Source organism: Paenibacillus odorifer (assembly GCF_000758725.1).
Classification (GTDB): Bacteria; Bacillota; Bacilli; order Paenibacillales; family Paenibacillaceae; genus Paenibacillus_AQ; species Paenibacillus_AQ odorifer.
In genome coordinates, this window is record NZ_CP009428.1 from 4614389 (window position 1) to 4641358 (window position 26970).

At 44.1% G+C, this 26970-nt stretch carries 27 protein-coding genes, 1 riboswitch and 1 other annotated feature; of the genes, 9 read left to right on the forward strand and 18 right to left on the reverse strand.

Going from position 1 to position 26970, the window contains the following annotated elements; genetic code table 11:
- Window positions 1-145 precede the first annotated feature (145 nt).
- The 12 genes from PODO_RS20165 to PODO_RS20220 all read right to left on the reverse strand — a co-directional run bounded on the left by PODO_RS20165 (window position 146) and on the right by PODO_RS20220 (window position 11190).
- On the reverse strand, window positions 146-421 hold the full coding sequence (locus tag PODO_RS20165; RefSeq protein WP_038572437.1) for a stage VI sporulation protein F: 276 nt from the start codon (window positions 419-421) through the stop codon (window positions 146-148).
- Between the two features lie 66 nt (window positions 422-487).
- The gene (locus PODO_RS20170) at window positions 488-1528 is read right to left on the reverse strand and encodes an NAD(P)H-dependent glycerol-3-phosphate dehydrogenase (protein WP_036676214.1); all 1041 of its coding nucleotides are present in this window, start codon (window positions 1526-1528) and stop codon (window positions 488-490) included.
- The gene (gene plsY, locus PODO_RS20175; protein WP_036676213.1) at window positions 1521-2138 is read right to left on the reverse strand and encodes a glycerol-3-phosphate 1-O-acyltransferase PlsY; all 618 of its coding nucleotides are present in this window, start codon (window positions 2136-2138) and stop codon (window positions 1521-1523) included. Before plsY ends, PODO_RS20170 begins: the two co-directional genes overlap by 8 nt.
- A gap of 12 nt (window positions 2139-2150) precedes the next feature.
- Complete coding sequence (gene der / locus PODO_RS20180; protein WP_036676212.1) at window positions 2151-3476, reverse strand: ribosome biogenesis GTPase Der; 1326 nt, start codon at window positions 3474-3476, stop codon at window positions 2151-2153.
- A 176-nt stretch (window positions 3477-3652) separates the two neighbouring features.
- A complete protein-coding gene (gene rpsA / locus PODO_RS20185) occupies window positions 3653-4975 on the reverse strand; it encodes a 30S ribosomal protein S1 (RefSeq protein WP_174890046.1) in 1323 nt (440 codons plus the stop codon).
- A 175-nt stretch (window positions 4976-5150) separates the two neighbouring features.
- Window positions 5151-5738: a lysophospholipid acyltransferase family protein gene (locus PODO_RS20190; protein WP_036676211.1), complete on the reverse strand. Its 588-nt coding sequence runs from the start codon at window positions 5736-5738 to the stop codon at window positions 5151-5153.
- Window positions 5735-6445, reverse strand: coding sequence for a (d)CMP kinase (cmk, locus tag PODO_RS20195; protein WP_036676210.1), 711 nt, complete (start codon window positions 6443-6445; stop codon window positions 5735-5737). The genes PODO_RS20190 and cmk overlap by 4 nt, the downstream gene beginning before the upstream one ends.
- Window positions 6446-6651: 206 nt before the next feature.
- Window positions 6652-7305, reverse strand: coding sequence for a flagellar brake protein (locus tag PODO_RS20200; protein WP_036676209.1), 654 nt, complete (start codon window positions 7303-7305; stop codon window positions 6652-6654).
- 134 nt (window positions 7306-7439) lie between these two features.
- Entirely contained in the window at window positions 7440-8798 is a 1359-nt protein-coding gene (gene ypeB / locus PODO_RS20205; protein ID WP_036676206.1) for a germination protein YpeB, read from the reverse strand.
- A gap of 322 nt (window positions 8799-9120) precedes the next feature.
- Window positions 9121-9816, reverse strand: coding sequence for a glutamic-type intramembrane protease PrsW (gene prsW / locus PODO_RS20210; protein ID WP_038572438.1), 696 nt, complete (start codon window positions 9814-9816; stop codon window positions 9121-9123).
- Window positions 9817-9969: 153 nt separating this feature from the next.
- Window positions 9970-10584 carry a genetic competence negative regulator gene (locus PODO_RS20215; RefSeq protein WP_036676203.1) on the reverse strand — a complete coding sequence of 205 codons (615 nt, stop codon included), beginning with the start codon at window positions 10582-10584 and terminating at the stop codon, window positions 9970-9972.
- A gap of 234 nt (window positions 10585-10818) precedes the next feature.
- A complete protein-coding gene (locus PODO_RS20220; RefSeq protein ID WP_036676200.1) occupies window positions 10819-11190 on the reverse strand; it encodes a hypothetical protein in 372 nt (123 codons plus the stop codon).
- A 103-nt stretch (window positions 11191-11293) separates the two neighbouring features.
- On the opposite strand from PODO_RS20220, the gene PODO_RS20225 reads away from it, so the two are divergent.
- Window positions 11294-12157 (forward strand): polysaccharide deacetylase family protein, encoded by an 864-nt coding sequence (locus PODO_RS20225; protein WP_425311656.1) that lies wholly within the window; start codon window positions 11294-11296, stop codon window positions 12155-12157.
- A gap of 151 nt (window positions 12158-12308) precedes the next feature.
- Here PODO_RS20225 and PODO_RS20230 read toward each other — a convergent pair whose 3' ends face one another.
- Genes PODO_RS20230 through PODO_RS20240 form a run of 3 tightly spaced genes read right to left on the reverse strand, consistent with a single transcriptional unit; the run spans window position 12309 to window position 14139 of the window.
- A complete protein-coding gene (locus PODO_RS20230) occupies window positions 12309-13151 on the reverse strand; it encodes a metallophosphoesterase (RefSeq protein ID WP_052097190.1) in 843 nt (280 codons plus the stop codon).
- Window positions 13145-13549 (reverse strand): hypothetical protein, encoded by a 405-nt coding sequence (locus PODO_RS20235; protein ID WP_038572439.1) that lies wholly within the window; start codon window positions 13547-13549, stop codon window positions 13145-13147. The genes PODO_RS20230 and PODO_RS20235 overlap by 7 nt, the downstream gene beginning before the upstream one ends.
- On the reverse strand, window positions 13546-14139 hold the full coding sequence (locus tag PODO_RS20240) for a CPBP family intramembrane glutamic endopeptidase (RefSeq protein ID WP_036676197.1): 594 nt from the start codon (window positions 14137-14139) through the stop codon (window positions 13546-13548). The genes PODO_RS20235 and PODO_RS20240 overlap by 4 nt, the downstream gene beginning before the upstream one ends.
- A 115-nt stretch (window positions 14140-14254) precedes the next feature.
- Here PODO_RS20240 and PODO_RS20245 point away from each other — a divergent pair, with 115 nt between their 5' ends.
- The gene (locus PODO_RS20245; RefSeq protein ID WP_036676195.1) at window positions 14255-15160 is read left to right on the forward strand and encodes a hypothetical protein; all 906 of its coding nucleotides are present in this window, start codon (window positions 14255-14257) and stop codon (window positions 15158-15160) included.
- Window positions 15161-15270: 110 nt separating this feature from the next.
- Window positions 15271-15501, forward strand: a binding site (T-box leader).
- Between the two features lie 243 nt (window positions 15502-15744).
- Window positions 15745-17337, forward strand: a complete 1593-nt coding sequence (gene serA, locus PODO_RS20250) for a phosphoglycerate dehydrogenase (RefSeq protein ID WP_036676193.1) — start codon at window positions 15745-15747, stop codon at window positions 17335-17337.
- 354 nt (window positions 17338-17691) lie between these two features.
- Here serA and PODO_RS20255 read toward each other — a convergent pair whose 3' ends face one another.
- Window positions 17692-18525, reverse strand: a complete 834-nt coding sequence (locus PODO_RS20255; RefSeq protein WP_036676191.1) for an SDR family NAD(P)-dependent oxidoreductase — start codon at window positions 18523-18525, stop codon at window positions 17692-17694.
- Between the two features lie 159 nt (window positions 18526-18684).
- On the opposite strand from PODO_RS20255, the gene PODO_RS20260 reads away from it, so the two are divergent.
- The 6 genes from PODO_RS20260 to PODO_RS20285 all read left to right on the forward strand — a co-directional run bounded on the left by PODO_RS20260 (window position 18685) and on the right by PODO_RS20285 (window position 25064).
- The gene (locus tag PODO_RS20260) at window positions 18685-19641 is read left to right on the forward strand and encodes a helix-turn-helix transcriptional regulator (RefSeq protein WP_038572440.1); all 957 of its coding nucleotides are present in this window, start codon (window positions 18685-18687) and stop codon (window positions 19639-19641) included.
- A 121-nt stretch (window positions 19642-19762) separates the two neighbouring features.
- The gene (locus tag PODO_RS31745) at window positions 19763-21013 is read left to right on the forward strand and encodes a methyl-accepting chemotaxis protein (RefSeq protein ID WP_036676188.1); all 1251 of its coding nucleotides are present in this window, start codon (window positions 19763-19765) and stop codon (window positions 21011-21013) included.
- Window positions 21014-21187: 174 nt separating this feature from the next.
- Window positions 21188-21284: riboswitch (cyclic di-GMP riboswitch) on the forward strand.
- A gap of 155 nt (window positions 21285-21439) precedes the next feature.
- Entirely contained in the window at window positions 21440-23080 is a 1641-nt protein-coding gene (locus PODO_RS20270) for a thiamine pyrophosphate-binding protein (RefSeq protein WP_155288160.1), read from the forward strand.
- Between the two features lie 10 nt (window positions 23081-23090).
- Window positions 23091-23459 (forward strand): carboxymuconolactone decarboxylase family protein, encoded by a 369-nt coding sequence (locus PODO_RS20275; RefSeq protein WP_036676184.1) that lies wholly within the window; start codon window positions 23091-23093, stop codon window positions 23457-23459.
- A gap of 102 nt (window positions 23460-23561) precedes the next feature.
- On the forward strand, window positions 23562-24017 hold the full coding sequence (locus PODO_RS20280) for a hypothetical protein (protein WP_244886361.1): 456 nt from the start codon (window positions 23562-23564) through the stop codon (window positions 24015-24017).
- 54 nt (window positions 24018-24071) lie between these two features.
- Window positions 24072-25064: a ketoacyl-ACP synthase III gene (locus tag PODO_RS20285; protein WP_036676183.1), complete on the forward strand. Its 993-nt coding sequence runs from the start codon at window positions 24072-24074 to the stop codon at window positions 25062-25064.
- A 76-nt stretch (window positions 25065-25140) separates the two neighbouring features.
- On the opposite strand, the gene PODO_RS20290 is transcribed toward PODO_RS20285, so the two are convergent.
- Together PODO_RS20290 and glpK are read right to left on the reverse strand one after the other, a co-directional pair.
- Window positions 25141-25356 (reverse strand): helix-hairpin-helix domain-containing protein, encoded by a 216-nt coding sequence (locus PODO_RS20290; protein ID WP_036676180.1) that lies wholly within the window; start codon window positions 25354-25356, stop codon window positions 25141-25143.
- Window positions 25357-25370: 14 nt separating this feature from the next.
- Window positions 25371-26864: a glycerol kinase GlpK gene (gene glpK / locus PODO_RS20295; RefSeq protein WP_036676178.1), complete on the reverse strand. Its 1494-nt coding sequence runs from the start codon at window positions 26862-26864 to the stop codon at window positions 25371-25373.
- Between the last annotated feature and the right edge of the window lie 106 nt (window positions 26865-26970).

Consider the following 26970-nt stretch of genomic DNA (forward strand, 5'->3'; position numbering starts at 1 on the left):
TTATCCTTTTCTGTAAAAAAACATCATTTTTTATGTATTATTTTAAATAAAATGCGCTTTATGAGAATTATCATAAATATAAAAAAAAGCAAAAGACGACGGAATCATTCTTTGACCCGTTTTCTTTTGCTCACCCAACATAAAGCTATTTTTTAAGCATCATTTTCATTAAAGACTCCATTGTGCTGGAACCTGCGCCGCCTTTTTTAACGGCATTGATAATCTCCTGCACAGTAGCTTCACTGACCGGCACTTTCGCCATTGATGACACCTGCTTAATTAACTGGCGGAGCTGGGCTTCATTCTGCGTAGTTCCTGGCTTTACCGTACTGGCTAGCTTTTTGACGGCACTTTCCGTAATGTTCTTGCCCGCCTTTTTGTTAATGGCGTTCAATGCATCCTTGGAAAAATCTCTGCTCACTTTTCATCCCTCCTCCGTCAATCCCCATTACAACATATGAGAATTTGCGGAAAAAGGTGAACAGGATCAGGAATGCCACTGCTCCCAAGTTTCCTGGGAGATCGACTCAAGCTCAGGTTTACGATCACGCCCCATCAAGGCTTCAACCGCACTGCGTGGGCTTCTTCCTTGAAAGAGCACATGATAAATCTGATCCGTAATCGGCATCTGCACACCCAGTTTGAGCGAAATTGCATAAGCTGCTTCGGTAGTACGAATACCTTCGACTACCATCCCCATGGATTCCAGCACCTCGGCCAGCGGCTTACCTTGACCAAGCATGGACCCAGCGCGCCAGTTACGGCTGTGCTGACTAGTAGCTGTCACAACAAGATCGCCAATTCCGGCAAGTCCGGCAAAGGTCAAAGGATTGGCTCCAAGCTCAACTCCCACCCGAGAGATCTCAGCGAGTCCACGGGTTAAAAGCGCTGCTTTAGCATTGTCCCCATATCCAAGGCCATCGGATAGGCCTGCACCAAGGGCAATAATATTCTTAAGAGCACCGGCAAGCTCTACCCCAACCTGATCACGATTCGTATATACACGGAAATCGTTGTTGATGAACAATTCCTGCGCTTCGGCGCTACGTTTGTCATCAGGTGAAGCAACTACAACTGTTGTAGGGCACAGACGTACAACTTCCTCTGCATGACTTGGACCGGAGAGCACAACGATCTGCCCTTCGTCACAGCCCAGTTCCTCTGCAATTACGATAGACATCCGCTTATTGCTTTCCGACTCAAAGCCCTTCGTAGCATGGACACATAACATGTCATCCTTCCAGAATGGCTTCAGACTGCGAGCAACCTGCCGCATTCCTGAAGACGGAGCCACAATTACAACCGCCTTAGAACCGGACACTGCCGTTTCCATATCCGTAGTTGCAATAATGTTAGCTGGCAGAGCGATGCCAGGCAGATACTTATTATTCGTATGAGAGCCATTGATCTCGGCAGCTTGATCAGAGTTGCGTGTCCACAGATAAACTTCCGAGTGGTTTGCAGCCAGCACACTAGCCAGCGCAGTTCCCCAGCTCCCCGCTACAAGTACGGTAACTTTATCAGACAACACGATTCCCTCCTTTAACTTTTGAGCCTATCTTGTTCTCACGGCCTTCTACGATCTTTACAATATTCGTCCGGTGCCGCCAGAAGGCGAAGACCGCAATAATAATACTGGTCCAGAGCACAGGTTGTGTAAATCCTGTCAACAATAAAGCCACTGGTGTCAGTGCTACAAAAATTAATGAGCCAAGGGACACGTAACGTGTGATAAAGATAGACAGGATGGCGATGATACCGGCGAGCAGCGCTGGCCATAAACAAAGCGTAGCCATAACACCGATCGTAGTAGCAATGCCTTTCCCCCCACGAAAACGAAAATAGAGCGGCCAATTATGTCCGATGATGGCAGCGATTCCGCAAAGAGCCGGAACCCAGGTTCCCCATCCGCCGACCCAGGTTCCTAACCATACAGCGGCAACCCCTTTCAGCACATCCAGCAACAGCACTAATATTGCAGGACCTTTACCCAATACACGCAGTGTATTGGTAGCCCCCGCATTTCCGCTTCCGTATTGACGGATATCAATTCCCTTTAGCAACTTTGCAAGCAGTACACTAAAGCTGACAGAACCAAGCAAATAGCTTACAACGATAACCAGAAGTTCAAGCGCCACACTTCTTCTCCCCTAACCTTCGTTTTCGGATTTGCGCCGTGTAAAGAGACGGATTGGTGTTCCTTCGAAATTAAACGCTGCGCGAATTTTATTCTCCAGATAACGTTCATAGGAGAAGTGCATCAGCGATGGATCATTCACGAACACCACAATCGTAGGCGGCTTCACCGCAACCTGCGTTACGTAGTTAATACGCAAGCGACGGCCTTTGTCAGTTGGTGGAGGGTTAATCGCGATTGCATCAGATACAACGTCGTTCACCAAATGTGTAGTAATGCGCAGTGCGTGCTGTTGAGATACATGCTGTACAACAGGCAGCAGTTTTTGCAAACGCTGTTTGGTTAAGGCCGACAAAAAGACAACCGGTGCGTAACTCATAAACAAGAAATGGTCACGTATCTTAGTCTCAAAGTTTTGCATAGTCTTATCGTCTTTCACAATGGCATCCCATTTGTTCACAACAAAAATAGATGCTTTACCAGCTTCATGTGCATAACCAGCAATATGCTTGTCCTGATCGATGATGCCCTCTTCGCCGTTAATTACAACGAGGACCACATCAGCCCGTTCAATCGCACGCATAGCACGCATAACACTGTATTTCTCAATGTTCTCGTATACCTTGCCTTTTTTACGCATACCTGCCGTATCGATAAGCACATAACGTTGCCCATCACGTTCAAAAGGAGTATCGATAGCATCTCTTGTTGTCCCTGCAATATCACTGACGATAACACGTTCTTCGCCCAAAATCGCGTTGACCAAAGAGGATTTCCCTACATTCGGACGGCCAATCAAAGCTACACGAATGACATCCTCATCGTATTCATCATCTATTTTCTCAGGTAGGCGCTCAACTACAGCATCTAGCAAATCGCCGAGTCCGGTTCCGTGACTACCAGAAATTCCGATTGGATCGCCAAAACCAAGGCTATAGAACTCATAAATATCATCCGCACGCTTCATATTATCCACTTTGTTGATGGCAAGAACGACCGGTTTACCTGAACGGAACAGAATCTGAGCTACCTCTTCATCTGAATTCGTCACACCACTCTTTGCCTCACACATAAATACAATAACATCCGCTTCTTCAATCGCCAGCTCCGCTTGAACGCGGATTGATTTCAGAATTGTGTCTTCTCCATCAATTTCAATACCTCCGGTATCAATCACACTGAACGACTTACCGTTCCAATCTGAAATACCATAAATCCGGTCACGTGTAATCCCCGGTTTATCTTCTACAATAGCTAATCTATCGCCAATCAGCCGATTAAATATCGTCGATTTCCCGACGTTAGGCCTCCCAACGATTGCCACAACGGGTCTTGCCATATTCATTCCTCCTGTCATCCTTACGTTACTCATCATAGCAAAAAACATTTAAATTGGCTAACAATCATGTTAACTCTCATCAATCCTGCCGGTTCCGAAAAAAAGACAATCGGCGAACCCCCGTATCGAGGGCTCGCCGATTACTTTACCCGTATATTCAAAAGCTCGTTTAGGGATTAGTTATTACCCTTAAATTTGTCCAGCTTATCACCAAAACGTTCAGCAAGCGTAAAGCTAAGGCCTTCGTTGCTAAGGGAAACGTTAGGGTTGTTCAGAACTTCTTTAGGAGCTCTGTCTCTGCTATTGCTGCGTTCAGGTCTAGCAGATGGAGCTGGAGCTTCTTCAGTTTCTTTGATGCTCAGGCTAACACGTTTCTCGGATGGATTGAAGTCCAGAACTTTCACTTGAACTTCTTGTCCTTCTTTCAATACTTCGTGTGGAGTAGCGATGTGTTTGTGGGAGATTTGTGAGATGTGCACAAGACCTTCCACACCCGGAAGCAATTCTACGAACGCTCCGAAGTTCACAAGACGTTTTACAACGCCTGTTACAACATCACCGATGTTGATTTCGCCAGCAGCAGAGTCCCAAGGACCTGGAGCAGCAGCTTTGATGCTCAGGCTGATTTTTCCTTTTTCAGGATCAACCTTCAATACTTTAACACGTACTTTATCACCTTCAGATACTACATCAGAAGGTTTCTCTACGTGACTCCAAGCGATTTCAGATACGTGTACAAGACCGTCAACTCCGCCCACATCAACAAATGCGCCGAATTGAGTCAGACGTTGTACTGTACCTTCGATGATTTGGCCTTCAGATAGCTCAGCCATAATTTTCAGCTTGTTAGCTTCGAATTCTTCTTCAAGAACTTCTTTAGCAGACAAGATTACTTTGCTGTTCTCACGGTCAAGTTCTTTCACTTTAACGCGCAATGTACGGCCTTTGTAATCGCTGAAATCTTCAACGAAGTGACGCTCTACCATGGAAGCTGGGATAAATCCACGAGCTCCAACATCAGCTACGAGGCCGCCTTTAACAACGTCAGCCACAGTAACTTCGAAAGCTTCTTGGGAAGCGAAGTATTTCTCAAGATCTTCCCATGATTTTTCACTATCAACAGCACGTTTGGAAAGTACAAGGCTTTCCTTGTTGTCGTTGATGCTGACAACTTTACATTCTACTTCCTGTCCAACTTCTACTGCTGCAGAAGCGTTGTCCAGTTGTACTGCGGACAATTCGCGAATTGGAATCACACCGTCGTATTTATATCCAATGCTTACATAAGCTTGGTTATCTTCGATTTTGACGATTGTTCCTTTCACGGTATCGCCTTTTTTCAGAGAAATGATTTCCAAGTCAGCTTGGTTAGTCACTTCTTCTTCGTTAACGGCAGCAACTTCTTCTACAGCTCCGTTATTTTCTGTCACAGCGGAATCCACCGCTTCTACGGATTCATTCTTTTCCGCAGCTTCCTGATTTTTAATTTCTTCAGACATGTGATTAGCCTCCTCGATTCAAAACCCCATTTATTTAAACCTGCGTATAGCAGAGTTCAAAACAAGCAATGCTTGATATTGCCACTTACACTTGATGATAGTATGTTCCAAAAAATAGCGGCTATGCCGTTATTTAATCAAAACATTGAGCAAAATTTATTGCTCTGCTCATCCCTTAACTAGCACTTGGTTTACCTGTCTCTTTCATCTCACGGATGCGATCCATAATGACATCGGTAACAGCCTCGAGAGATTCGCTCCCCGCACCGGCAAATTGACTAAGGTCTACAGGAGCACCGTAGACAACGACCATGCGTCGAAAGGGTTTATACTGGCCGATAATAGCCGCTGGAATAACTGCTGCGCCACTTCGAAGTGCAAAGCTAGCAGCACCCTTCTTGGCCACTCCGGCATCAGAGTTACGCGTACCCTCCGGGAAGATACCCATGACATTACCATTACGAAGTGTGTTAAGGGCCGTTTTTATGGATTCTTTGCTTACGCCGCCACGTTTCACCGGAAAAGCACCCAATTTATTAATGAGCCAGCCAAGCACCGGAACCTCAAACAGTTCAGCCTTAGCCATATACTTTACCTGACGGTCCAGCTTAATTCCAATAGTCATTGGATCAAGCAGACTAATGTGGTTAGCGCAGAGCAGTACCCCGCCCTCCTTTGGCACATTTTCTTTCCCCACAATCTTAAGCGGGAAAAGGATTGCGTAAATCAAGCGAAGCAATCCAACACAAATTGCATAAATCATAAATGATTTCTCTCCCCGTCAACATGAGATCTACAGTGGGATACAATGGCCTCCACAACTTGATCGATATTCATTAAGGTCGTATCCAGAAGAATAGCATCCTCTGCACGGCGCAGCGGTGAAATCTCCCGTCCTTCATCCAGACGGTCCCGCTTTGCAATATCGTGTTCAAGCTGCTGAAGCGTCACCGATTCCGCGTCTCTCAGTTCCTTATAACGACGGAGAGCTCGTTCTTCCACACTTGCCGTCATAAAAATCTTTACCTCGGCATCCGGCAGCACGGTTGTACCGATATCGCGGCCATCCATTACCACGCCTTTGCGAAGCGCCATCTGACGCTGCAATTGACTCAGTCTGGATCTTACATCCTCGATCTTCGCATACTGCGACACAAGGCCGCTAACCTGAAGGCTCCGAATATGTGGGGTCACGTCTTCCCCATTAATCAGCACCTTCTGAATGTCTCGTTCCGGAATAAGTTCAATCACCATGTCGCGAACCTTCTCGTTCACTCGCTGCTGATCTTCCGGTTCAATGTCTTCTTGGATCATATACCAGGTGATTGCCCGGTACATTGCACCAGTATCAACATAGATATAAGACAACTTCTGGGCTACCAATCGGGCTACAGTGCTCTTGCCTGCCCCGGCAGGTCCGTCGATGGCGACGTTTATTCTGTCATAAGTATGTGTACCCTGCCTATCCAACGGGGCATTCCTCCTCAAACACTCTTTCATAAAAAAACATCTAGCGTTACGAAAACTATTCCTGCAATATCAAGGAGCACACATAAATTGTTATGCTTGATGATATTATCAAGAAAAAAGCAGGCATTGCCTGCGACTTATAAAATTATACCACAGTTTATACTTCAGTGCAAAATCAGACAGCTTAATAGAGCTGTTAAAAATGCTTATCTGTTGCGGAAATCAAACTGACGTTCGAAGCAATAACGGATAATTTTCTGGCGTTCCAAATCTGAAATAGCGACAAATTTCAACATGGCTAAAAGACGTCCATTCTCAAGCTTTTTAATGCGCACTACTTCACCTTCAAAATTGACATGCTCCGTGCTTCCGTTTCGATAAGGAACCAGTACCCAGCAGGACAATTTATTACCAACCTCCAGCTTAACCTGGTTATCCACCAAAAAGGAGATTCCTCCGCCACCAATATCATCTGTACGAACCAGGAACCGTTTGCCAAGGCTATCCTTCACAGCAAGCTCTAGATCAGCATTCACTCGAAAAAAGCTTCTTCTCTGGATCTTAAATATCGAATCTGTCTCCGGCTTTTGAATCCTGACCATACGAATTACATCTTCTTTAAAGCCCAGCACATAAGTATTAAAGTAATTTTTAATGCCACCCTCAGTTAAAAAATAGACCGAAAGCTCGTCCCCCATAAAGAGCCTTTTTAGACGACCATTGCTCTCCTGCATAGGAATTTCAATCAGAAATGCGTCTTCTTCCGTCTCTGCAATTCTTGATCTATATTCAACTTCTGCTTCAGCAGCGTCACTGGAAGCAACCTGTATGTATAGATATTCGTTAATTTTAGGATACAAAGATGTCACCGCCACATCAGTTTAGTAATTATCACTAAGCCTGATTATAGCATGGGAATATCAGCCAGTCAGATATATTTTATAGATATTGCAAAAAAAAGGGACGCACCCAACTGCTGGATGCGCCCTCCCTTTTATTTTGCCTCAGACCCCGAAGAAGGTCTGATTTCTTCCACAGACTCTTCAATTCCATCCTCAGCGTTAATATAAATACGATACTTTGAGCCATTGACCCCTCCACCGAACTCGTAAGTCAAGACCTCGACGGAATCATCATTTTTAATCCAGGACAAGCGATTGTATTGCTCCTTGAAATCAGAATTCAGAAATTTTCTCGCCTCAGCAAGAGTAAGCTTTGGTTTTGGAAGCTGACGGTTGTCCTTATGCTCTTTAACATATTCGCTGGCCTCAAAACCGATGGTATCACCTGTATCCAGCCCCATACGAATAGTCATTTTTTCAGGATAAATCAATACATCATTCTGTTTGGTCACAAAGGTCAAATTCCCGATATTATCATAACGATCAGCGCTGACTGCAGTCATATGGGGATATCCTTTTTTCTCAAGAAACTTCTCGGCTTTGGTAACTGCTTCTTTAATAGATACCTTGGCAGGTCCAATCTCACGGTTATCATAATAAGAGATCAGCAATCCGCCATTTTTTGTGAAATCCATACTGATGGTGTGCTTTTCATTCGAACCACTAACTGTTGCCGTATAGGATGGCCATTCGGTGTTCTTCCCATTTTCTTTAACATCGACTTTAGCGTTGGAGCCCGCATCCGCGAACTTCAATGCCTTACGTTTGATGTCTTCGGCAGTCACGGGGTTACCTCCGAGCATTTTGACGGAACGTTTATCGTAAATGCTTGCTACTGAAGGGCCCCAGTCTAGCTCAGGGTATGCGCCAACACGTTTATCCACCGTTTTGAAACCGTCAATAATCGTGTTGTCCTCCGCTTTATTTTCTGTTGCCAATGCCGTTTCAACATCCATCCAGCGCAGCCGGTTGCCAATGACTTTATTCTGTACCTCTTGCAAATCCTTAGAGATTTCTCCCGAGTTCTTATACAATGCTTTTAGATTACTCAATTCTCCATCTGTCAGAGGTTTTTTAGTGAAGTCACGAATCCCGGCTTTATAAGAAAAGTTGGAGATTTTGGACAGAAACTCCTCTGTTTTGCTAAATGGCAGCAAGGTCAGCGGCAGCTGATTAATCTCATTTTGGGCCTCACTGGTCATCCGCCACACATTGACGAGTCCTTTGCGGTGCATTCCGTTAGAAGCAGAATTAACCGCAAGCGTATTTCCAAGCTCACCATGAAGACGGTCCACATGATAGGACAAATCGTGAAAGGCGCGTTGATATTGGTTTTCCGCCTTAATTAGTATTGAATTCTTCTCCTGGTTCTCCTGATAACCCCACACAAGCGCACCAATCAGCAGCAGCGCGGTCAGCGGGAACATTACAGCACTTAATCTTTTGTACATAGGGCTACAAGACTCCTTTCGATAGCTTATTGGCGTTAGTTTGACAATAAACTAGGAGTCTTATGCACTGAAGTTGCTACACCATGTGACTATAACGTCCGCTCATGCTCTTTCTTCAATCTCAAAGCCACTGCTATTACTGCAAAGGCATTGTTTAAAGCCGGTTTGAATGATACCATGCTCTTTAATCCCTCTTAATATGTAGGTCTCACCGCACTGTTTGCAAACGATACGTACTTTTATACGCAAAAAAAGACACCTCTCTCCTCTCTGGAATTCCTTACTAGGAACTGCCCTTCGAATATAAGTGTGTCCATCTCGATTATAGGTTAACCTCTTCTTCACGTTTCAGAAAGCGGAAAGGAGAACGGCTGTTGGCCCTAGCTACCTTTCCCATACCTCCATACCATAGGATAGCCATCAGAGGCACAATAAACCATATCCAATAGTTAGCTGTCGTACTCAAAATAAAGTCATATATCCCATGCCACATCCATGGCAACAGTAGCGAAAAAACCAGAATTCTCCGGGTCTTAACACCTTTTGAGAACTTCGCCCTCCCCATATGGTAGCCCATGATCACACCAAACATAGCGTGTCCAGAAACCGGAAGAAGTGCTCTCAGAAACATTGATCCGATTGAAGCGTTGCTATACCAAGCGTACATTACATTTTCTATTGTTGCGAAGCCGAGCGAAATCGCCACAGCGTATAGTATCCCATCATATGGCTCGTCAAATTCGGTATGATTGTAAATCATATGGTAAAGCACAAACCACTTTAGACATTCTTCCACGCCAGCGGATATGAGAAACGACTCCACATACGGACCGCCATTTAGTCCCAGCATCAGCCCTCTCTGAATGATCATGACAGGAAACACAATCAGAAGGCCGAGCAAGAATACTTTAATGACTACATGAAGCGGTTCTTGATCATACTTGTCTTTCAGATAAAAAAAGGTCAACAGAGCAAGTCCCGGCGCCACTGCCGACGAAATAACCGATAACACGAGCACCGAATAACCTCCCTACACCCCTAAACCCTATTACTGCCGTTACACAGCAAGGTAGATGATAACTTTGATACAAGAATGACCGACATATCACCAACAACAAGACTAGGGCTGATCGGCCTAAACAATGGTCATCAGCCCCTAGATCTTGCCTAATTACTCCTGACGCTTAAAATGAGTGCACAATAACTGGACCGCATTCTCCGGCATCACTGTTTTCCCATATTCATCGAGAACAGCTTCTGTGACCGGTGAGGAATCTCCAAACTCAGCTAGTACGCCAACAAGACCTGACAACGCCGTTTCTTCAAATTCCTTTGGATCGAAATACAGATACCATTTATTGTTATAAGAATACAGTTTCCCCTGGGAAGTAATATTACCGATGAGCACATGGGCCGCTTCAACCAGAACCTCGAAATCGCGGAATGCATATACAATGGAGTCGCTTTGTTCAAGAGTAACTTCCATTTCATAAATCTCTTCTGGCAATTCTTCTTCCCCGGACGCACCGTACTGATGGTGATCATATTTTCCTCGGGTCACTATAACGACCATACCTTGCGCGGGCAATGCGAAAACTTCTACGGCAAGCGGACCCGTGGCATCAAAACCTAGTTCACTATATGCTTGATCCATCATCTCCGTAAACAGGTCATGAACCTTAGGAACTTCCTGCCACATGTCTTCCTTCTGGATGCCCCGCTCGCTCAGGTCGTCAAAAGTGAGGAAAATCCGTATCTTATCTTGACTTAATCGCTCTATTCTCATGACAGGATCCTCCTTTTGCAAGCTCATTTATTATAATGTATGATGAGTCCCGAGTAATGAGCCAAAAATGGTTACTATGTAAGTATGTTATCATTTTGCCGAGATAAATGCACGTAAATAAATATATAAAATCCTCTCTATTGAATAAACCATTTTCAGAGCCCTGAATAATAAAAAAGAATCATTCTGCGGAATATTTCATCCCCAAAATGATTCTGATGGAGTCCTTTACGGTTACAATCCCGGTATGGTTGTATGCGTTTCTTTAAGAATCTGCTCTACTTCGCTCTTCACTTCAGGATTGCTGCGAATGAATTCCTTTAACAATTTAAGATTGGATTCCTTCGACTTCACTGGTGATTCAGTCTTATGCTCAGTGGTTCCGCTACTTGAACCGTTACTTTGAGCATTACTGCTTGAAACAGCAGTGTTACCAAAACCAGTCGTGGCCATACCGATTATTTTTTCTTTTGCTTTATCTGCAGCTCCACTCATGGAACCACCCGATTGCCCTAGCGAAGACATTAAAGAATTCCGCTTTTTGGACATAATCATACTGGCTGCGGCGCCCATCAGCACCCCGCATAAAAATGACGAAGTATTCATATTTCCAGCCTCCTTGTATGGTAAAATCATGTTTAGTGTTCGCGGAAAGATTCCGGCTCATACAACCTAATAACAAGAAAGCGAGTTGAAAAAAGTGGGTAAAATGACATCAGTGCTCCTATTGGCTACCTTGTTGCTTACTGCCTGTGGCAACAGCGGTGCAAATGGAAATACAGCTAAGGAAACAAATGCCTCAAACAATCCGCCCACGGCGGCAGCTACACAAAGCGCAGAAACTACGGCGCCATCACCTGAAGCAACAGCAGATGGAGGTACTACAGGAAATAGTACTGCCAGTAAGGGCGAAGCATCCGCTGAAATTCCACTGCTGTACCATATGAACAAAAATTACGATATCGTCCCTAATGAGGAAGCTACAAATAAAAAAGTGGTTTTGCTCACCTTTGACGACGGTCCTAAAGATGCGGCAATGATTAACCCTTTGATGGATGTTCTGGACAAACATCAAGCTAAAGCCATCTTTTTCGTGAATGGTTATCGTGTTAAGGAGCATCCTGAGCTTCTGGAGTTAATACATAACCGCGGTGGAATTATCGGCAACCACAGCTGGGATCATATTGTATTGAAAGACAAGTCCTATACTGAGGTTAAAAAGCAAATCGAAGATGTTCAAAATATTGTCAAAGAAACGCTGGGAGAAGCTCCTCACTTTTTCCGTCCGCCACATGGTGCTGGCGGGGATGTTGGCAAGAAGGTCGCTGCCGAGAATGGAATGTTATACATGACCTGGTCTGTAGGCTCTCTTGACTGGGAAATGAAAGAAAAAGAAACGGGTAAGACAGAAAAATTGATCAGCAATGTTACCGATCAGCTGCATTCTGGCAGTAATATCCTGATGCATGAGCTACCATGGACCGTTGAAGGTCTGGATACCCTGCTCACTACACTTGAGGGCAAAGGATATAGCTTTGTTGATCCGCGCAGCATTGAGCTAAAAATGCGTTGATCTCATTATCCGTACATGTCCGATAATTGCTTCGTCAGTGCAAATGTTTCAAATCAAACGAAAAATAGAAGGGGGTTCCAAAAGCCATTTGCATGGCTTTGGACCCCCCTTTTTTTACGCTACCTATTTTTCTTACTGGAAAGAGTAAGCACTATTGGGTTGATTTACGCAGTGTCAGCACATGCATTTCAGCAGGACTGCCCCAGCGAATTGGCAGATGTGCTGTTCCAAACCCTCTGCTGATCAGCAGCAGCGCATTTTTTGCGGAACCGTCACCTCTTGGCCAACTAAACTTTCCAGCGTCATATTTATGATAGAAATGCTCAACATGTCTTTGACCCACAAACGGAAGGATCACCTGGCCCCCATGCGTATGACCTGCCAGAATCAGGTCCGCTGGCACACTTTGGCGCTTGGATAACCAAAGCGGATCATGTACAAGAATTATACGACAGGTATCTTCAGCAGAAGTGTTTGTGGTTAATTGCGGAAAAGGACGGTATGGAGTTTTGCCCCCATTTTTCGGAAAATCAATTCCGGTTAACCAAAGTTTAGCTCCCTCACGTTCAAAAGCCACATTTTCATCCATTAACAGTTTTGCACCACTGTCCTGAATAATCTCATCCACCCTTGTAATATTAGCCCGATAATCATGATTTCCATGCACTACATAGGTAGATGCAATAGAAGTAACTAGAGTCATATTATCGACAAGACGATTTAAAGGGCTATCTTTTTCCGTTAGATCTCCTCCCAGAAAGACAACATCTACTCCACCCTTTAATGGCATCAGAAGCGCGGACGGAAGGCGGCGGCGATGGATATCTGTTATAAACAAGATACGAAATCCATCGAACTCTTCAGGTAGCGAATCTAGCATTATTTCCTCGGTAATAATTCTGTTTCTAAACGCGTTGATCACCATGATTATAACAACAGCCGCAGCTATCAATAGAATGGCCAAGACCACTCCCCATGCCCATGTACTCACCATAATGTACTCAGCGGAGGCGCTCCTTCAATTCCCCACCAAAGCAGCCCTATTAGCAAAATAACAAAGATAAAAATCAAAGAGTTCACAAACATCTTGCTTAGACGAACTTTTTCTGAAGAATAAGTATCTGAACGAGAAGGAACAGATTCTTCGTCCTTCTCTTTACTTCCTGTGGAAGAGCGCTTTGCAGAACCTGCTGGGCGGCGAGCTTTTCTTGATAAAGTTGCCGTAGAGACCCGAGCGGTAGCATTTTTCTTTATAGGAGTAGACTTCTTTTCAGGAGTAGCCTTTTTTACAGCCTCCGAAGTCCGCTTCTCTTTTTTACTTTTGCCAGGATGTTTGCTTTCACTTTTGTGTTGTTTTTGTCGAGACTTTACCCGGCTTAATTCCTCACTCATGATTCCCTCCTATAGCGGATCACCAGACCTGAGATCAGGTCGATGAAGAAGTGACATAGTATAGGGGCCCAGAGGCTGCCCGATTGAATGTAAATATATCCAAGACCATAACTGCTTAAGAACACCCAGCCGGTAGGTACAAAGTGACGTAAATAACGGACATGAATAAGAGCAAATACTATACTCGTCCAATAAGGGCCAATGGAATATTGGATGGCACCGCGGAATAAGAGCTCCTCACATACCGATACAATTGCTGCTATGACGATAATATGCCACACAGGGCGATTTCGAAATAAAAGGTCGTTTATTCCACCATCATCCATGCTTTCCTCAGGGACAATATGTGTCAATAAATAGTCAACAATTAGCATTGCAGCAGCAAGTCCGAGGCCCCATGCCACAAAATGTACTTTTTCTGGAATAATTAATAGCTGAAAAGGATTTCTTTTCTGAAATAATATCCATATCAAACCGATAATTAATGTGAGCCCCTGAGTGATATAGAGATTGAGCAGCAGAAGACGGTCTGTCAACTGGCCTGGTTCTACCTTTTTAACCTTAATCTCGCCAAATTTGAATTTTTTCATCGTGACCTGCCTGTTCTTTATTTTTTTCGGGCAGCTCCGAGAGAGAAACCGTCCATAGTGTTGCTATCAATACATAATACATAGGATAATCCCCCCAGAAAAAGGAGCATTTATTATGAGCAAACGTAAGTCCCGCAATCAAATGTTATACACGCTAGTTTTTTTGTTTTTCCTAGTTTGCGCCTTCGCCGCATTTTTTACTGGCGTCAAGGTTGGCGCAGACAAAACTGAAGCCAAATATGACAATCAATCAAGTATGAATGGTTTAGTAGAATTCACGGGCTCTTATCAACAGCAGGATCTGGTTACTTTCTATCATAACGTATTTTTGCCCTATCGGGAATTCAAGCGGAATTGGAACATTCAAGTAGATAAGTTAGCGCGCAGCACAGATGCTCGTATGAATGCGGCAGTAATGAAGAATCTAAGTATTCTAGCAGACCAGCAATATAAGAGAGTTAATCAAGATTCTATTTTCACTAACTCTCCTCTATTACATCAGTCACAGGTCAATGTACTCAAAAGCTTAACTTTATTTTCTAAGGCCTCCGGCAAAGTCTCTACTAGTGCATCTGGTGCAGAGACCGCAAAGTTATTGAAAAATGATGAATTTACAACTGGCGCCGTGAAGTACGGTCTGTTAGCACAAAAGAACTTCTATGATTCTATGCTAAAATGGGGCTCTAAGACAAACCAGAAAATACCTTCTGCACCTGGCGAACTAAAAACGATGTCTTTCATTCAGTGGAAAAAAATGCCCCTTCTTTTGAAGAATGCTTCTATCGCTGACATGATGTTGAATCGCGGAATTTTTGCAGGTTATGATCCTCAGGACATCACTGCTAAAATAGACGATATGATTTACTCAGGCACTGCAAACTCATTAAATCTTTCGGATATCCAGTCCTCAGTAACCTTGTTGATTTCTACAGGTGCTGTGCAGGAACAGGATTTTATAAAATGGCGGGAACAGTATTATAACAGGGAGACACTCCCTCAGCTTCCGTTCTTTTTTGAATAGAACCAGTTATTGAATCATAACGAAAAATGAAGTTCACTTCAAGAAACGCTACTTGTAAAGCCTATTGACACAACTTGCATACCGTGTTACATTATGAAAAAATTAATCATTCAAAACCGATGATGGAACAAAGATCCTGGAAGTCTTCAGAGAGCCGGTGGTTGGTGCAAACCGGTGACGAACAGCTATCTTTAGCGCTCCTGAGATATTGTATCGAACCTTAAAGTAGGTACAATCGGATCAACTCCGTTAACAGTGTGGCCTATGCAGGCCAATGAGGCTGCTTCTTCCAAGTTGCAGTGAATTAGGGTGGTACCACGAAGATAACTCTCGTCCCTTACTACGGCAGTAGTATGGGGTTGGGAGTTTTTTTAATTCCCTAATCCCCCATAAATACTACCTTATGCCCAAAGTTACCGATTTCGCGGTACTCTTGCACGCTGTTTCTTTTGTGCGACACCGCGTTGATCTACTATTATTACATGTTTTTCTCTACTAGTTCGTGAACCTTCTGGTATTGTGGACTGCCCATCAGGGCGTCCTCGACATATAAAGCTTTTCAACTTTAAGGGGGATAAGAAACCATGTTTAAAGTATTAGTATCGGATCCAATCAGTGATTTGGGCATTCAGCAATTGATGGACGCAACAGATGTAGTTGTAGACAAAAAAACAGGTCTCAGTGAAGATGAGCTCGTTGCAATCATCGGTGAATATGATGGTCTACTCGTCCGCAGTCAAACTACAGTAACTGAAAAAATTATCGAAGCTGGAAAAAACTTAAAGGTCATTGGTCGTGCAGGTGTGGGTGTAGATAATATCAAGCTGGAAGCTGCTACTCAACGTGGGGTTGTTGTTATCAACGCTCCTGATGGAAATACCATTACAACTTGTGAGCATGCTTTTGCAATGATGATGGCACTGGCCCGTCACATTCCACAAGCTTATGCAAAAACAATTGGTGGAACCTGGGATAGAAAAACCTTCGTGGGTGTAGAGCTTCGCGGCAAAACTTTAGGTGTACTGGGAATGGGCAGAATCGGTAGCGAAGTGGCTAAACGTGCCAAAGCTTTCGGCATGGAAATCCTTGCTTTTGATCCTTTCTTAACTGCTGAGCGTGCTGAGAAACTGGAAGTAAAATTAGCTTCCGTTGACGATGTAGTCCGCGGAGCAGACTTCATTACTGTGCACACTCCACTTACTCCGGAAACACGCCATATGATTTCCCGCCCGCAATTTGAAGTGATGAAAAAGGGAATGCGCATCATCAACTGTGCCCGTGGTGGTGTAATTGATGAAATGGCGTTAGTAGAAGCTATTGATAGCGGTATTGTTGCTGGCGCTGCATTTGACGTATTCGAAAAAGAGCCGCCACAAGCAGATCACCCATTCTTGTCGCATCCAAAAATTATCGTGACTCCTCACTTGGGCGCTTCTACAATTGAAGCTCAGGAGAATGTAGCGATCGATGTATCGGAACAAGTACTGCATATTCTGCGTAATGAACCGTTCATCAATGCTGTAAATATTCCTCCAGTTGCTCCAAGCGTAATGAACAAACTCCAGCCTTACTTCACACTTGGTGAGAAGCTGGGCAGCTTTGTTACCCAAATTACAGATAGTGCTATTCGTGAAATCCATGTTGAGTATGCGGGTGATCTGTCAGATGTCGATACCCAACCACTTACTCGTTATATTGTGAAAGGCGTGCTCTCCCGCCACTTCGCTGAGGATGTTAACATCGTTAACTCCATGCACTTGGCAAAAACACGCGACGTTAATGTAGTAATAACTAAAGCTTCCAAAACTAAAGGGTTCACTAATCTGATTACCGTGACCCTTAAAACAGATCACGACCAAGAACGTCTCGTAGCCGGAACATTGCTGCAAGGTTATGGAGAAAGAATTGTTCAAGTGAACAAGTTCCCAGTTGATATCGCTCCTGAAGGACATCAAATCGTCGTATCCCATAACGACAAACCAGGGATTATCGGACTTGTGGGCACATTGCTGGGTGAAAATGATGTCAATATCGCCTCCATGCAAGTGGGACGTAAAATCGTTGGTGGCGAAGCAATCATGCTGCTGACCGTTGATAAAGCTGTACCTACTCATGTGCTTGTGAAGCTTGCTGGCCTGCCAGAAATCAACACTGCCGAAGAAATCATTCTTCTGTAAGCAATAAGATAGAAATCAAACAACAGAGCAGCGACTCTCCCCTTATAGGAGTTTCGCTGCTTTTGTTGTTGATCGTCGACCTATTTCGGCTTCATTTACAACACCGAATCGAGTTCCCCTGGAGACTTACGGACCCAGATGGCCTTATAAGCAATAACTTCACCTTTGAAGCAGTGTTTCGGACTCCAGTGCCGCTATTCCTCAAAAAGAGAGCTAAATCAGGTGTTTTGCCTATCAATAGCATCTATGGGGACCGATAGCGTCCTAAATATACGAAAATGCTGCATTTAAGATCAGCTCTGTCCTTTACTGCTTCGTACACAGAAATGGGATCAAACAGATCAAGTTTGCTGTTTAGACTAAGAATGCGGGAACAGTCCGCCCATCGATGTCGGTAAATCCATACTTTTCAGCGAGCTTAGCAACCTGCTGCGGTTGACCGGTCATAGACATAACCTCAGGATCGGTTGCGAGAGCAGCGGCTGCCCTACCGATATAGGTTGTGGATTCAGTCATCTGCAATTCTTCAACCTCATGCCAATGCTCCTCATCCGTGTTCATGCTCTCCAACACCGCCTCTGTCCTCATCCAGCCCGGAGTAAGAGGAATAACTGCAATGTTGTCCTCTTTAAGCTCAATCGATAACCCGTAGGCCATGCGCACAAGTGTATTTTTAGAAAGATCATAATAGAAGTTTCCGAGATATTTGTAATGATCCCAAAAGGTTGTGTGGATGATTAGACCGCCAGCTTTTGCCTCGCGCATTAAAGGTATGGCGTAATAATTTGTTACCAACTGTGCCCTCACACCCGCATTAAACATATTGTCCCAATGCGCTGTTGGAAGCTCCCAGAAAGACTTCTGCTCAATAAGTAAATCGTTGCCGCCCCATACATTGTTGACTAAAATATCAAGCCGCCCTTGCTCTGAAGCAATCTGGCGAATGACCGTCTCTGTCTCCTGATCTTTTGTATGATCACATCGTATGGCGCTGCCGGACCCTCCCTCCGCTTTTATTTCCCTAAGCACGTTATCAATGCTCCGCTTGCTTTGCCCTGTGCCAGAGGCCTCTGTCGTTCTGCCCGTAATATAAACGAATGCACCTTTCCTTGCCAGCTCCAATGCAATTCCTCTACCAGCACCTCTGCTGCCTCCGGTGACCAATGCTACTTTTCCTTTTAAAGTCATGTTCTCAATCCTTTCTACATTTGTTTTTCTCTAAATGTTCTATATTTAATCCTTACCTTATATAAGTATAATTCTTTAATATGACATCAACTGACATATATAATATAATAATTAATTAAGAACTGACTAACATTTATTAGGAGGAGGCATGTTCCCTTAATGAGAGCCGATCGTTTGTTATCCATCTTACTTTTGCTGCAAAATCGTGGAAAGATGACGTCCCGTGAGCTAGCCCAGACCTTAGAAGTGTCTGAACGAACTGTGTTTAGAGATATGGAAGCCTTATGTACAGCAGGAATACCGATTCTTGCCGAACGGGGACGCGAAGGGGGCTGGATGCTCACGGAAGGATACCGAACCTCGTTAACGGGTATGAAGCCCTCAGAGATTGCTACTCTGCTGCTGTCCGCAGACTCCTCGATTTTAAAAGATCTGGGTATACAAAACGACTTTTCTTCTGCCGTACTCAAGCTGGAGGCTGCTTCGCCATCTAGGACGAATAATCCAGCCAGTTACCTAAGCCAGCGCATCCATATTGATGGTGCCAGCTGGCACCCTTCCGACGAGACCTATCCGTTCCTATCTATCCTGCAGGAAGCTGTTTGGGAAGATCGTAAAGTAAAGATCACTTACCCACGGAATGACGAGACGAAGGAACGTTTTATTGAACCTCTTGGGTTAGTCGCAAAACGTGGAGTTTGGTATGTAGTGGCACGAACCGAGGATGAAATGCGGACTTTTCGCGTGTCAAGATTAATACAAGCTGAAGCAACTAATGAATCATTTGTCAGACCTGAGACTTTTGATTTAAAAAGCTACTGGGAACAGTCGACTTTAGCTTTTAAAGCAGCTCTGCCAAAATATGTAGTGAAATTAAAGGTGAATGAGTCTATTCTTAAAGAATTACAACGTGAAAGATATGTAACTATAACTTTAGTAGAACCCTCTGCTAATACTGGGTGGATGAACGTAGAGGCCGAGTTTAATACTATAGAATCTGCCTGTCGTATCGTACTCTCTTTTTCTCCTTCAGTTATTGTTTTAGCTCCTACCGAACTAGTAGGGATGGTAAAGTCTGCTATTAAAACAATTTCCACAATATATGAGGAATTTTGACATGAATTCTAAATATCTACTACTTAAAGAAGATTTATGACACTTCTCTATAGACCAATGACCTATAAATCCCCTATAATAACACCATTACATAAAATTTAATAAGGGGGACATTTTACCAATGAGCTGGATGCACAAACTTCCGTTAAAACAAAGAATTGTTGCCGGATGTTACCTCGTTGCCGCACTGTTTGCTATTCCTGTCTTAGTTACGTTAATGATTCTAGGTCAATTTCTCGTAGGAATTATACTAGTAGTTGTTCTTGCAGGTCTGACTTTACCTGTTGCTCGCTTCGTGGAGAGAACGCTTACATCATCTTTTGATGATATTGCTAATGTATCTCACAGTATTTCGAAGGGGGATTTCACTAGCAGAGCGGACGAAAATGGTTCAATGGGTGACGTAAGCCGCTCCTTTAACACAATGATTGATAAGCTCAAGAAGATTCTGACCGATGCATCGCAGATCACCCGTCAAGTAATGGATGCAAGCCGCGGAATCGAAGATAAGAACCAGAACCTGAAAATTGTTATGGCACAAGTAGCCTCTTCTTCTACCGAGCTCGCTCTTGGTGCAAATGAAATATCTACGGATATCGCTGATATGACAGAATCCATTAAAGACATTGAGACCAAAGTATCCAATTATACGAACTCCACCAAAGAAATGAACAGACGTTCAATACATACCTTAGAACTTGTTGAGCAAGGGCGCCAATCCGTAGATACACAGGCTGAAGGCATGCGTAAAAACATAGAGGCTACACAAAAAGTGGCTGATACTATTGAAGCTCTCTCACAAAATGCCCGCGGGATTACGATGATCACCAAGACCATCACAGAGATCGCTGAGCAGACCAACCTGCTGTCACTCAATGCCTCCATCGAAGCTGCTCGTGCCGGAGAGCATGGTCGGGGTTTTGCCGTTGTCGCTCAAGAGGTTCGCAAGCTTGCTGAGGAATCTACGGCTTCCACAAAAGAAGTATTCGGTTTGGTCCGCAGCATTGAGTCAGATATTAAACAAGCCATCGATAATATCGCCATCAATGAAGAGGTTGTGCAGGTTCAGAATGAAATGATCACTCAATCTGCCCATATTTTCGCACAAATTGTACAAAGCGTGCAGTACATTACCGAGCAAATCTCTTCATTCTCTGCGGAGAGTGATCTTATGCTAGAAAGTGCCTTGAAAATTTCCAGTGCAATTGAGAATATCTCAGCAATCACCGAAGAAACCGCTGCAGGCACTGAAGAGGTATCGGCGGCTATGAATGAACAGATTAATGCCCTGCAGTCTGTTGCAGAAGAAACGGAAAAAATGACCCAGGCCGTATTTAATCTGCAAAAAACCATTCATATCTTTAAATTCTAGTTCAAAACTATCAACTGCCACCTAAGCTGAGTCTTAGGTGGCAGTTTTTTTCGCGAGGCAAAACTTCATCTCTTGGACAAGACTTTCGTCAAATTTCGAGTTTTTTTAGCGGATTATGTTGACAAAAATTAATGAGGAATATATTGTAAAGGAAAATTATTCTTATCAACTATAAATTAATATTGGCAAAATCCTCGAAAGAGGATGACGCAAAACCATGGATCTACAGCCTCATTTTTTCGTTTGAGGCCATGATTGCCAGGTTGCAGAGGAACCAGGACGGCTGAACTATTGTTCAGTCTTAGCGGCGCCTTATGCCACCAACCTGTGCTTACTATAGAGCACAGGTTTTTACTTTTTGAGTATATTGATCTATCGTATCTATTCGGTAGATTAATAACTAATATATATCAAAAAACTTGTGAGGTGTTTCTTTTGAAGACAGTCGCAGATTACATGGCGGAAGCACTACGTAACCTAGGAGTCACCCATTCTTTTGGGATCATTGGCAAATCGATTTGTCCAATAGTTCTAAAGATGGTCGATTACGGTATTGAATTTATTCCCGGCAGACATGAAGCAAGCTCCGGATTCGAAGCAGCAGGGTATGCGCTGAAAACGGGTAACCTAGGCGTAGCATTTGGTACTTCTGGTCCTGGTGGAACTAACCTGCTCACAGCAGCAGCTCATGCGAAAGCTAACAACCTACCTGTCCTGTTTATTACTGGCCACCAATCCATTACAGAGCTTGGAATTCCTCAATGTCAGGACTCCACCTCTTTTCTGGCTGATTTAGCTGATATGTTCAGACCTGCCACCTTGTTCAGTAAATTGGTTGAACGTGGGGATCACTTTGGTACTATTTTTAATCATGCGATTTCTGTGGCCCTGGCCAAACGGGGTCCTGTTCATCTTTGTATTCCTTTTGATGTACAAACTGAAGTATTGGAAGAATGCAATATTGTAATCCCAGAAAGAGAGTCTCTAATTAGTCAAGCTAATATCGATAGAGTCATCGATGCTATTCAAGCTGCTAAGAATCCTTTGATTATTGCGGGTAAAGGAATTAACCGCTCCGGAGCACATAAAGAGCTTGTTCAACTCGCAGAAACTTTTAATATTCCTGTAGTAACATCTCCTGGTGGAAAAGGGGCTATAGTCTGGGATCACCCGCTCTATCATGGTCCTATTGGCGTTGGCGGTTCGACCCACGGGGATGATTTATTGAATAAAAGCGATCTGTTTATAGTGCTTGGATCACGTTTAAGTGATATGACCATCTGTAATCTTAAACGGGAGAATCATCCAGCAACTTTAATTCAATTTGATATTGATCCAAGCTTTGTCGGAAAAATCCTATTGTCCAAAACGATACCGGTCACTGGGGACCTGCGCGATAATTTGGTGCACTGCCTAAATCATATTGACCCAAGCACAATCACCAAACGCGAGGCTTTGGCCGATGCTGATTATTCAGAAGAGCTTCCAACCCTCAAGAATCTTTCACTGGCTTCAGTAATGAGCACTTTAAGTGATTTGATCCCTTATAATAATTCAATTTTCGTTGATGATGGAAGCCATGGATTCCACGCTGCAAAATGGTACAAGGTTAAGAAACCGGGCAGCTTTGTTTTTGATGCTTATTTTGCTTGCATGGGTAATTCGATCGGCATGGCTATTGGTGCAAAAGTTGCAGCTCCTGAAGAAACTGTCCTCTGCATTACAGGTGATGGTTGTTTCATGATGCTCGGCACTGAGATTAACACCGCTGTCTGCAAAGATATCCCTGTCATCTTTATCGTGGTCAATAATAAGCAACTAGATATGGCTCTTAAGGGTATGGAGAAAACCACAGGTCGTATCGATGGAACTCTATATGAAGTACCAATGGACGCCGTGAAATTCGCTGAATCTCTAGGTGCTAAAGGCTACAAATGTGAGACTGCGGATGAATTCACAGCTGCAATTAAAGATGCGGTAGCTCTAAACCATGTTGCCGTTATTGAACTACTAACAGACCGTGATGAAGTCCCTCCGACTGCACACCGTACTTTGAACCTAAACTAGGAGGCTAACCATGAAGGAAAATATCAACAGTGGTCTCAACCACTTCACGAATCTATCAGGAGACTATGGCGCAAAAGCACTAGCTCCAATTAAAGACCACTTCCCTGACTTGGCTGAATTTATTATGGGGAATGCCTATGGCGATATTTTTCAACGTAATACTATAGCCCCTGACTGGAAGGAAATCGCAGTCATTTCATCTTTAATTTCAATGGGTCAATTCGAACAGCTGGGTGTTCATTATGTTATGGCCCTTCGTGTTGGAGTCACCGTAGAACAGCTTAAAGGCATTCTATTACACTTAGTACCCGTTATAGGGGCACCTAGAATCATCACAGCTTTTAATATCCTGCTTGCAACCATAGAAGAAATCCAATAACCCAACAGTTCGACAACAATATACAAAATTCGACTTTATTATTGCATGCACTTGAAAAATATGCCTATAATAGAGTCGGAATATCCCAATACTTGCTGTATAGTGTCGAATTTTGACTTTTATAAAACAGCTAAGTGGATATATAAAGGGCTGGATATTGCAGTCGAACTGTTTTGGACAAATTCAATCTATGGGAGAGATTTAGGCATGGGAAGTTTCGTTTTGAAGACAGACACTGCAAATAAGGTTATTAACATTGAGTTGGATGGAACATTTTCTGAAGAAGATGGTCTAAAATCTATTCAAGCTTATCAACAAACTATCAATCCAATTACTCCAGCTGACTATGAACTAAAAATCGACTGCAGAAAGCTAAATGTAACTGCACCAGATGTGGTACCACTTTTAGAAAGCTGCTTTGTAATGTTTAAGAATGATGGTTTTGTAAAAGTAAATCTAACGCTAGAAAATAACCCGATCCTCAAAATGCAGCTTTCCCGTCTTGGCCGTAAAGCTGGACTCGATAACATCGAGATCATTTCTGCGGTTACAGTCTAGATCTTTTAATCTTAATATGTAGGCCACATTTTACTGCTTTCCTGGAGGCGTATTATGACCGGAATTCGTATTAAAGGCATTGATATCTATCATCCCAGCAATATAGTTGGTAACGACTTTTTCATTAAGCATTTTGACGAAAGAGGCATTGATATTAGAGGTCTATTATCCGCATTAGGTCGTAATGCACGGTATAGTATTAAGGATGCGGAGGAGAATTCCCTTACGATGGCTTTTGAGGCTGCCCGGAATGTTCTGGAGAAAAGTGGTCTCACAGGTGCCGATATCGACCTTATTGCCTATGCAAGTCAAACTCCTGAGTATATCTTTCCTACCAACTCATTAATGATTCACCGTTTGATCAAAGGCGCATCCCATACGATCTGCATTGACAGCAATGCTAATTGTGCGGGTATGACGGCTTCAGTGGAACAGGTTAGCCGTCAGATGCAAGCGAATCCTAGGATTAAACGAGCGTTGGTAATCGGCTCCGATTATGTTACCCCTCATGCCGATAAGAATGATCCAGTCTACTACGCTAACTTCGGTGATGCAGCGGCGGCAGTCATTCTTGAACAAGCTGAGGATGTAGTCGGTTTCATTGACTCTATCTACCAAACGGATCCTTGTGTTTGCGATAAATCCAAGTTCCCGTGCGCAGGCCTGGCTAAACTGGGTAAACAAGGTGTAGCGGCTGGAGAGTTTAATGTGAAGTTTATTCCTTTTGATGATTCCATTTGCATAGATGCTGCTTCTGAGTCTATTCGTACTCTACTATCTAACAACAATATCGCGCCTGAAGCCATTAAAGCAGCCTGCTTCTCACAGTTTTCATTGCCTAATATCTTAGAGATGTGTGAGAAAGTCGGTATTGATCGCAATGTAGCGGTATACATAGGGGATGAATTCGGATATACCTCTACCAGCAGCCCATTTATTGCTCTACATAAAGCTGTAACTACTGGAAAGATCGAACGTGGTGATAAAGTCCTGTTCTGGACAGTGGGCGCCGGTTGGCAAAATGTAGCATTTGTTATTGAATATTAGGAGCTATATAACAAAAAGCGGCAAGCTAGGGATTCACCTAAGCTTGTCGCTTTTTGTTATAAATATGAACGCAACATCAGGACTTACTTGCAAAGGTGAGCCCCTTTTCCGCAAGAGCACTCCGCAGTAGAACGATCGCCTTTGGCCCCAATCCATGTAGCTGCAGAAGCTCTGCCTCCGTAAGCTTGCTGAATTGTTGAAGCTGAACATATCCAGCCCCATGCAGGGCTCGAAGCGCCGGCTTAGATAGTCCGCCCGGCAGATCAGATTCGGTTCCGTTAATCATAGACATATACAGCCCCTTTATCACTGATATCCTTCATGCTTCTCCCAACCCATGGTACGCGCTACAGCGTCCTTCCAGGCGTTGTAACGACCTTCCCGCTCAGTTATACCCATCTCAGGCGAGAAGACCCACTCAGCCTTGTTGAAGCTCTCTAGCTGGGCACGTGTCCAGACTCCGGACGTTAATCCGGCCAGAAGCGCTGCACCTAGCGCTGTTGTCTCCGCATATGTGGTTCTAGTAACCTCACTGCCCAGGATATCAGACTGGAATTGCATCAGCAAATCGTTACGCACAGCTCCGCCATCCACACGAAGGCCGGTCAATGGCATGCCTGCGTCTTTTTCCATAGCTCCTATTACATCTCTAGATTGAAAGGCTAAGGACTCCAATGTAGCTCGTACCAGATGTCCTGAGGTAGTGCCTCTAGTAAGGCCAAATATGGCTCCACGGGCATACATATCCCAATAGGGTGCCCCCAGTCCGGTAAACGCAGGCACAACGATAACCCCTTCACTGTCCTCTACTTCCCGTGCTTTATCTTCTGAGCCTGATGGCTCCTCTATAAGACCAAGCCCCTCCTGCAGCCACTGAACGGCCGCTCCGGCCACGAACACACTGCCCTCGAGAGCATAATAGAGTTCATCTCCCATACCCCAAGCTACAGTGGTCAACAAGCCATGACTGGAGGCTACAGCTTCTGTGCCTGTGTTCATTAGAATAAAGCAGCCTGTACCATAGGTGTTTTTGGCACTGCCGGGTTCTAGACAAGTATGTCCAAACAATGCAGCCTGTTGATCTCCAAGTACAGAGCGAATTGGAATATCCGCCCCAAACCACTGTTTGTCTGCTATTCCAAATTCGCCGCCAGACATTCTTACTTCTGGCAGAATGGTACGCGGAATACGAAGCTCTTGCATTAGCTCTTCATCCCAGCACCGTTCATGAAGATTGAACAGCATCGTACGTGAGGCATTGGTAACATCAGTCGCATGTACAGCTCCGCAAGTAAGTCTCCAAATTAGCCAGCTGTCGATCGTACCTGCCAGAAGCTCCCCTCGATTCGCCCGCTCTCGGGCACCATCCACGTGATCCAGTATCCAGGAGATTTTGGTAGCTGAGAAATAAGCATCTACAACAAGGCCCGTCTTGCTCGCAATAACTTGCTCCAGCCCTTTACTTTTAAGTTCTTCACATTGCTCTGCAGTACGCCTGTCCTGCCACACGATCGCAGGGTATATCGGTTTGCCCGTTGTTTTATCCCAGATTAAAGCCGTTTCTCTCTGATTGGTTATTCCGATGGCAGAGATCTCCTCAACCGCTATGCCACCCCGCGCAATCGCGTCTCTTGCCGCTGCGAGCTGTGACTCCCAGATTTGCTCAGGGTCATGCTCTACCCAGCCTGGATGGGGGAAGGATTGCTTAACATCATATTGACCTTGTGAGACCCATTTAGCCTCCGTATCGAACAATATGGCTCGTGAGCTGGTAGTACCTTGGTCTAAAGATAAAATCATTCTATGCCCTCCCAAGCAAAACCTACAAGATATGTTCCACGATGAACAAGATTAATGTGTTTGTTTCAACAAAAAGCACCTCTGCTGTCAGAGGCGCTATCACACA

Bases quoted from the DNA above. Each gene is read 5' to 3' on its own strand.
- der (WP_036676212.1), bottom strand. From the start codon at position 3,476: ATGGCAAGACCCGTTGTGGCAATCGTTGGGAGGCCTAACGTCGGGAAA.
- rpsA (WP_174890046.1), bottom strand. From the start codon at position 4,975: ATGTCTGAAGAAATTAAAAATCAGGAAGCTGCGGAAAAGAATGAATCC.
- PODO_RS20190 (WP_036676211.1), bottom strand. From the start codon at position 5,738: ATGATTTATGCAATTTGTGTTGGATTGCTTCGCTTGATTTACGCAATC.
- ypeB (WP_036676206.1), bottom strand. From the start codon at position 8,798: ATGTACAAAAGATTAAGTGCTGTAATGTTCCCGCTGACCGCGCTGCTG.
- PODO_RS20215 (WP_036676203.1), bottom strand. From the start codon at position 10,584: ATGAGAATAGAGCGATTAAGTCAAGATAAGATACGGATTTTCCTCACT.
- PODO_RS20220 (WP_036676200.1), bottom strand. From the start codon at position 11,190: ATGAATACTTCGTCATTTTTATGCGGGGTGCTGATGGGCGCCGCAGCC.
- PODO_RS20225 (WP_425311656.1), top strand. From the start codon at position 11,294: ATGACATCAGTGCTCCTATTGGCTACCTTGTTGCTTACTGCCTGTGGC.
- PODO_RS20230 (WP_052097190.1), bottom strand. From the start codon at position 13,151: ATGGTGAGTACATGGGCATGGGGAGTGGTCTTGGCCATTCTATTGATA.
- PODO_RS20235 (WP_038572439.1), bottom strand. From the start codon at position 13,549: ATGAGTGAGGAATTAAGCCGGGTAAAGTCTCGACAAAAACAACACAAA.
- PODO_RS20240 (WP_036676197.1), bottom strand. From the start codon at position 14,139: ATGAAAAAATTCAAATTTGGCGAGATTAAGGTTAAAAAGGTAGAACCA.
- PODO_RS20245 (WP_036676195.1), top strand. From the start codon at position 14,255: ATGAGCAAACGTAAGTCCCGCAATCAAATGTTATACACGCTAGTTTTT.
- serA (WP_036676193.1), top strand. From the start codon at position 15,745: ATGTTTAAAGTATTAGTATCGGATCCAATCAGTGATTTGGGCATTCAG.
- PODO_RS20255 (WP_036676191.1), bottom strand. From the start codon at position 18,525: ATGACTTTAAAAGGAAAAGTAGCATTGGTCACCGGAGGCAGCAGAGGT.
- PODO_RS20260 (WP_038572440.1), top strand. From the start codon at position 18,685: ATGAGAGCCGATCGTTTGTTATCCATCTTACTTTTGCTGCAAAATCGT.
- PODO_RS31745 (WP_036676188.1), top strand. From the start codon at position 19,763: ATGAGCTGGATGCACAAACTTCCGTTAAAACAAAGAATTGTTGCCGGA.
- PODO_RS20275 (WP_036676184.1), top strand. From the start codon at position 23,091: ATGAAGGAAAATATCAACAGTGGTCTCAACCACTTCACGAATCTATCA.
- PODO_RS20285 (WP_036676183.1), top strand. From the start codon at position 24,072: ATGACCGGAATTCGTATTAAAGGCATTGATATCTATCATCCCAGCAAT.
- PODO_RS20290 (WP_036676180.1), bottom strand. From the start codon at position 25,356: ATGTCTATGATTAACGGAACCGAATCTGATCTGCCGGGCGGACTATCT.
- glpK (WP_036676178.1), bottom strand. From the start codon at position 26,864: ATGATTTTATCTTTAGACCAAGGTACTACCAGCTCACGAGCCATATTG.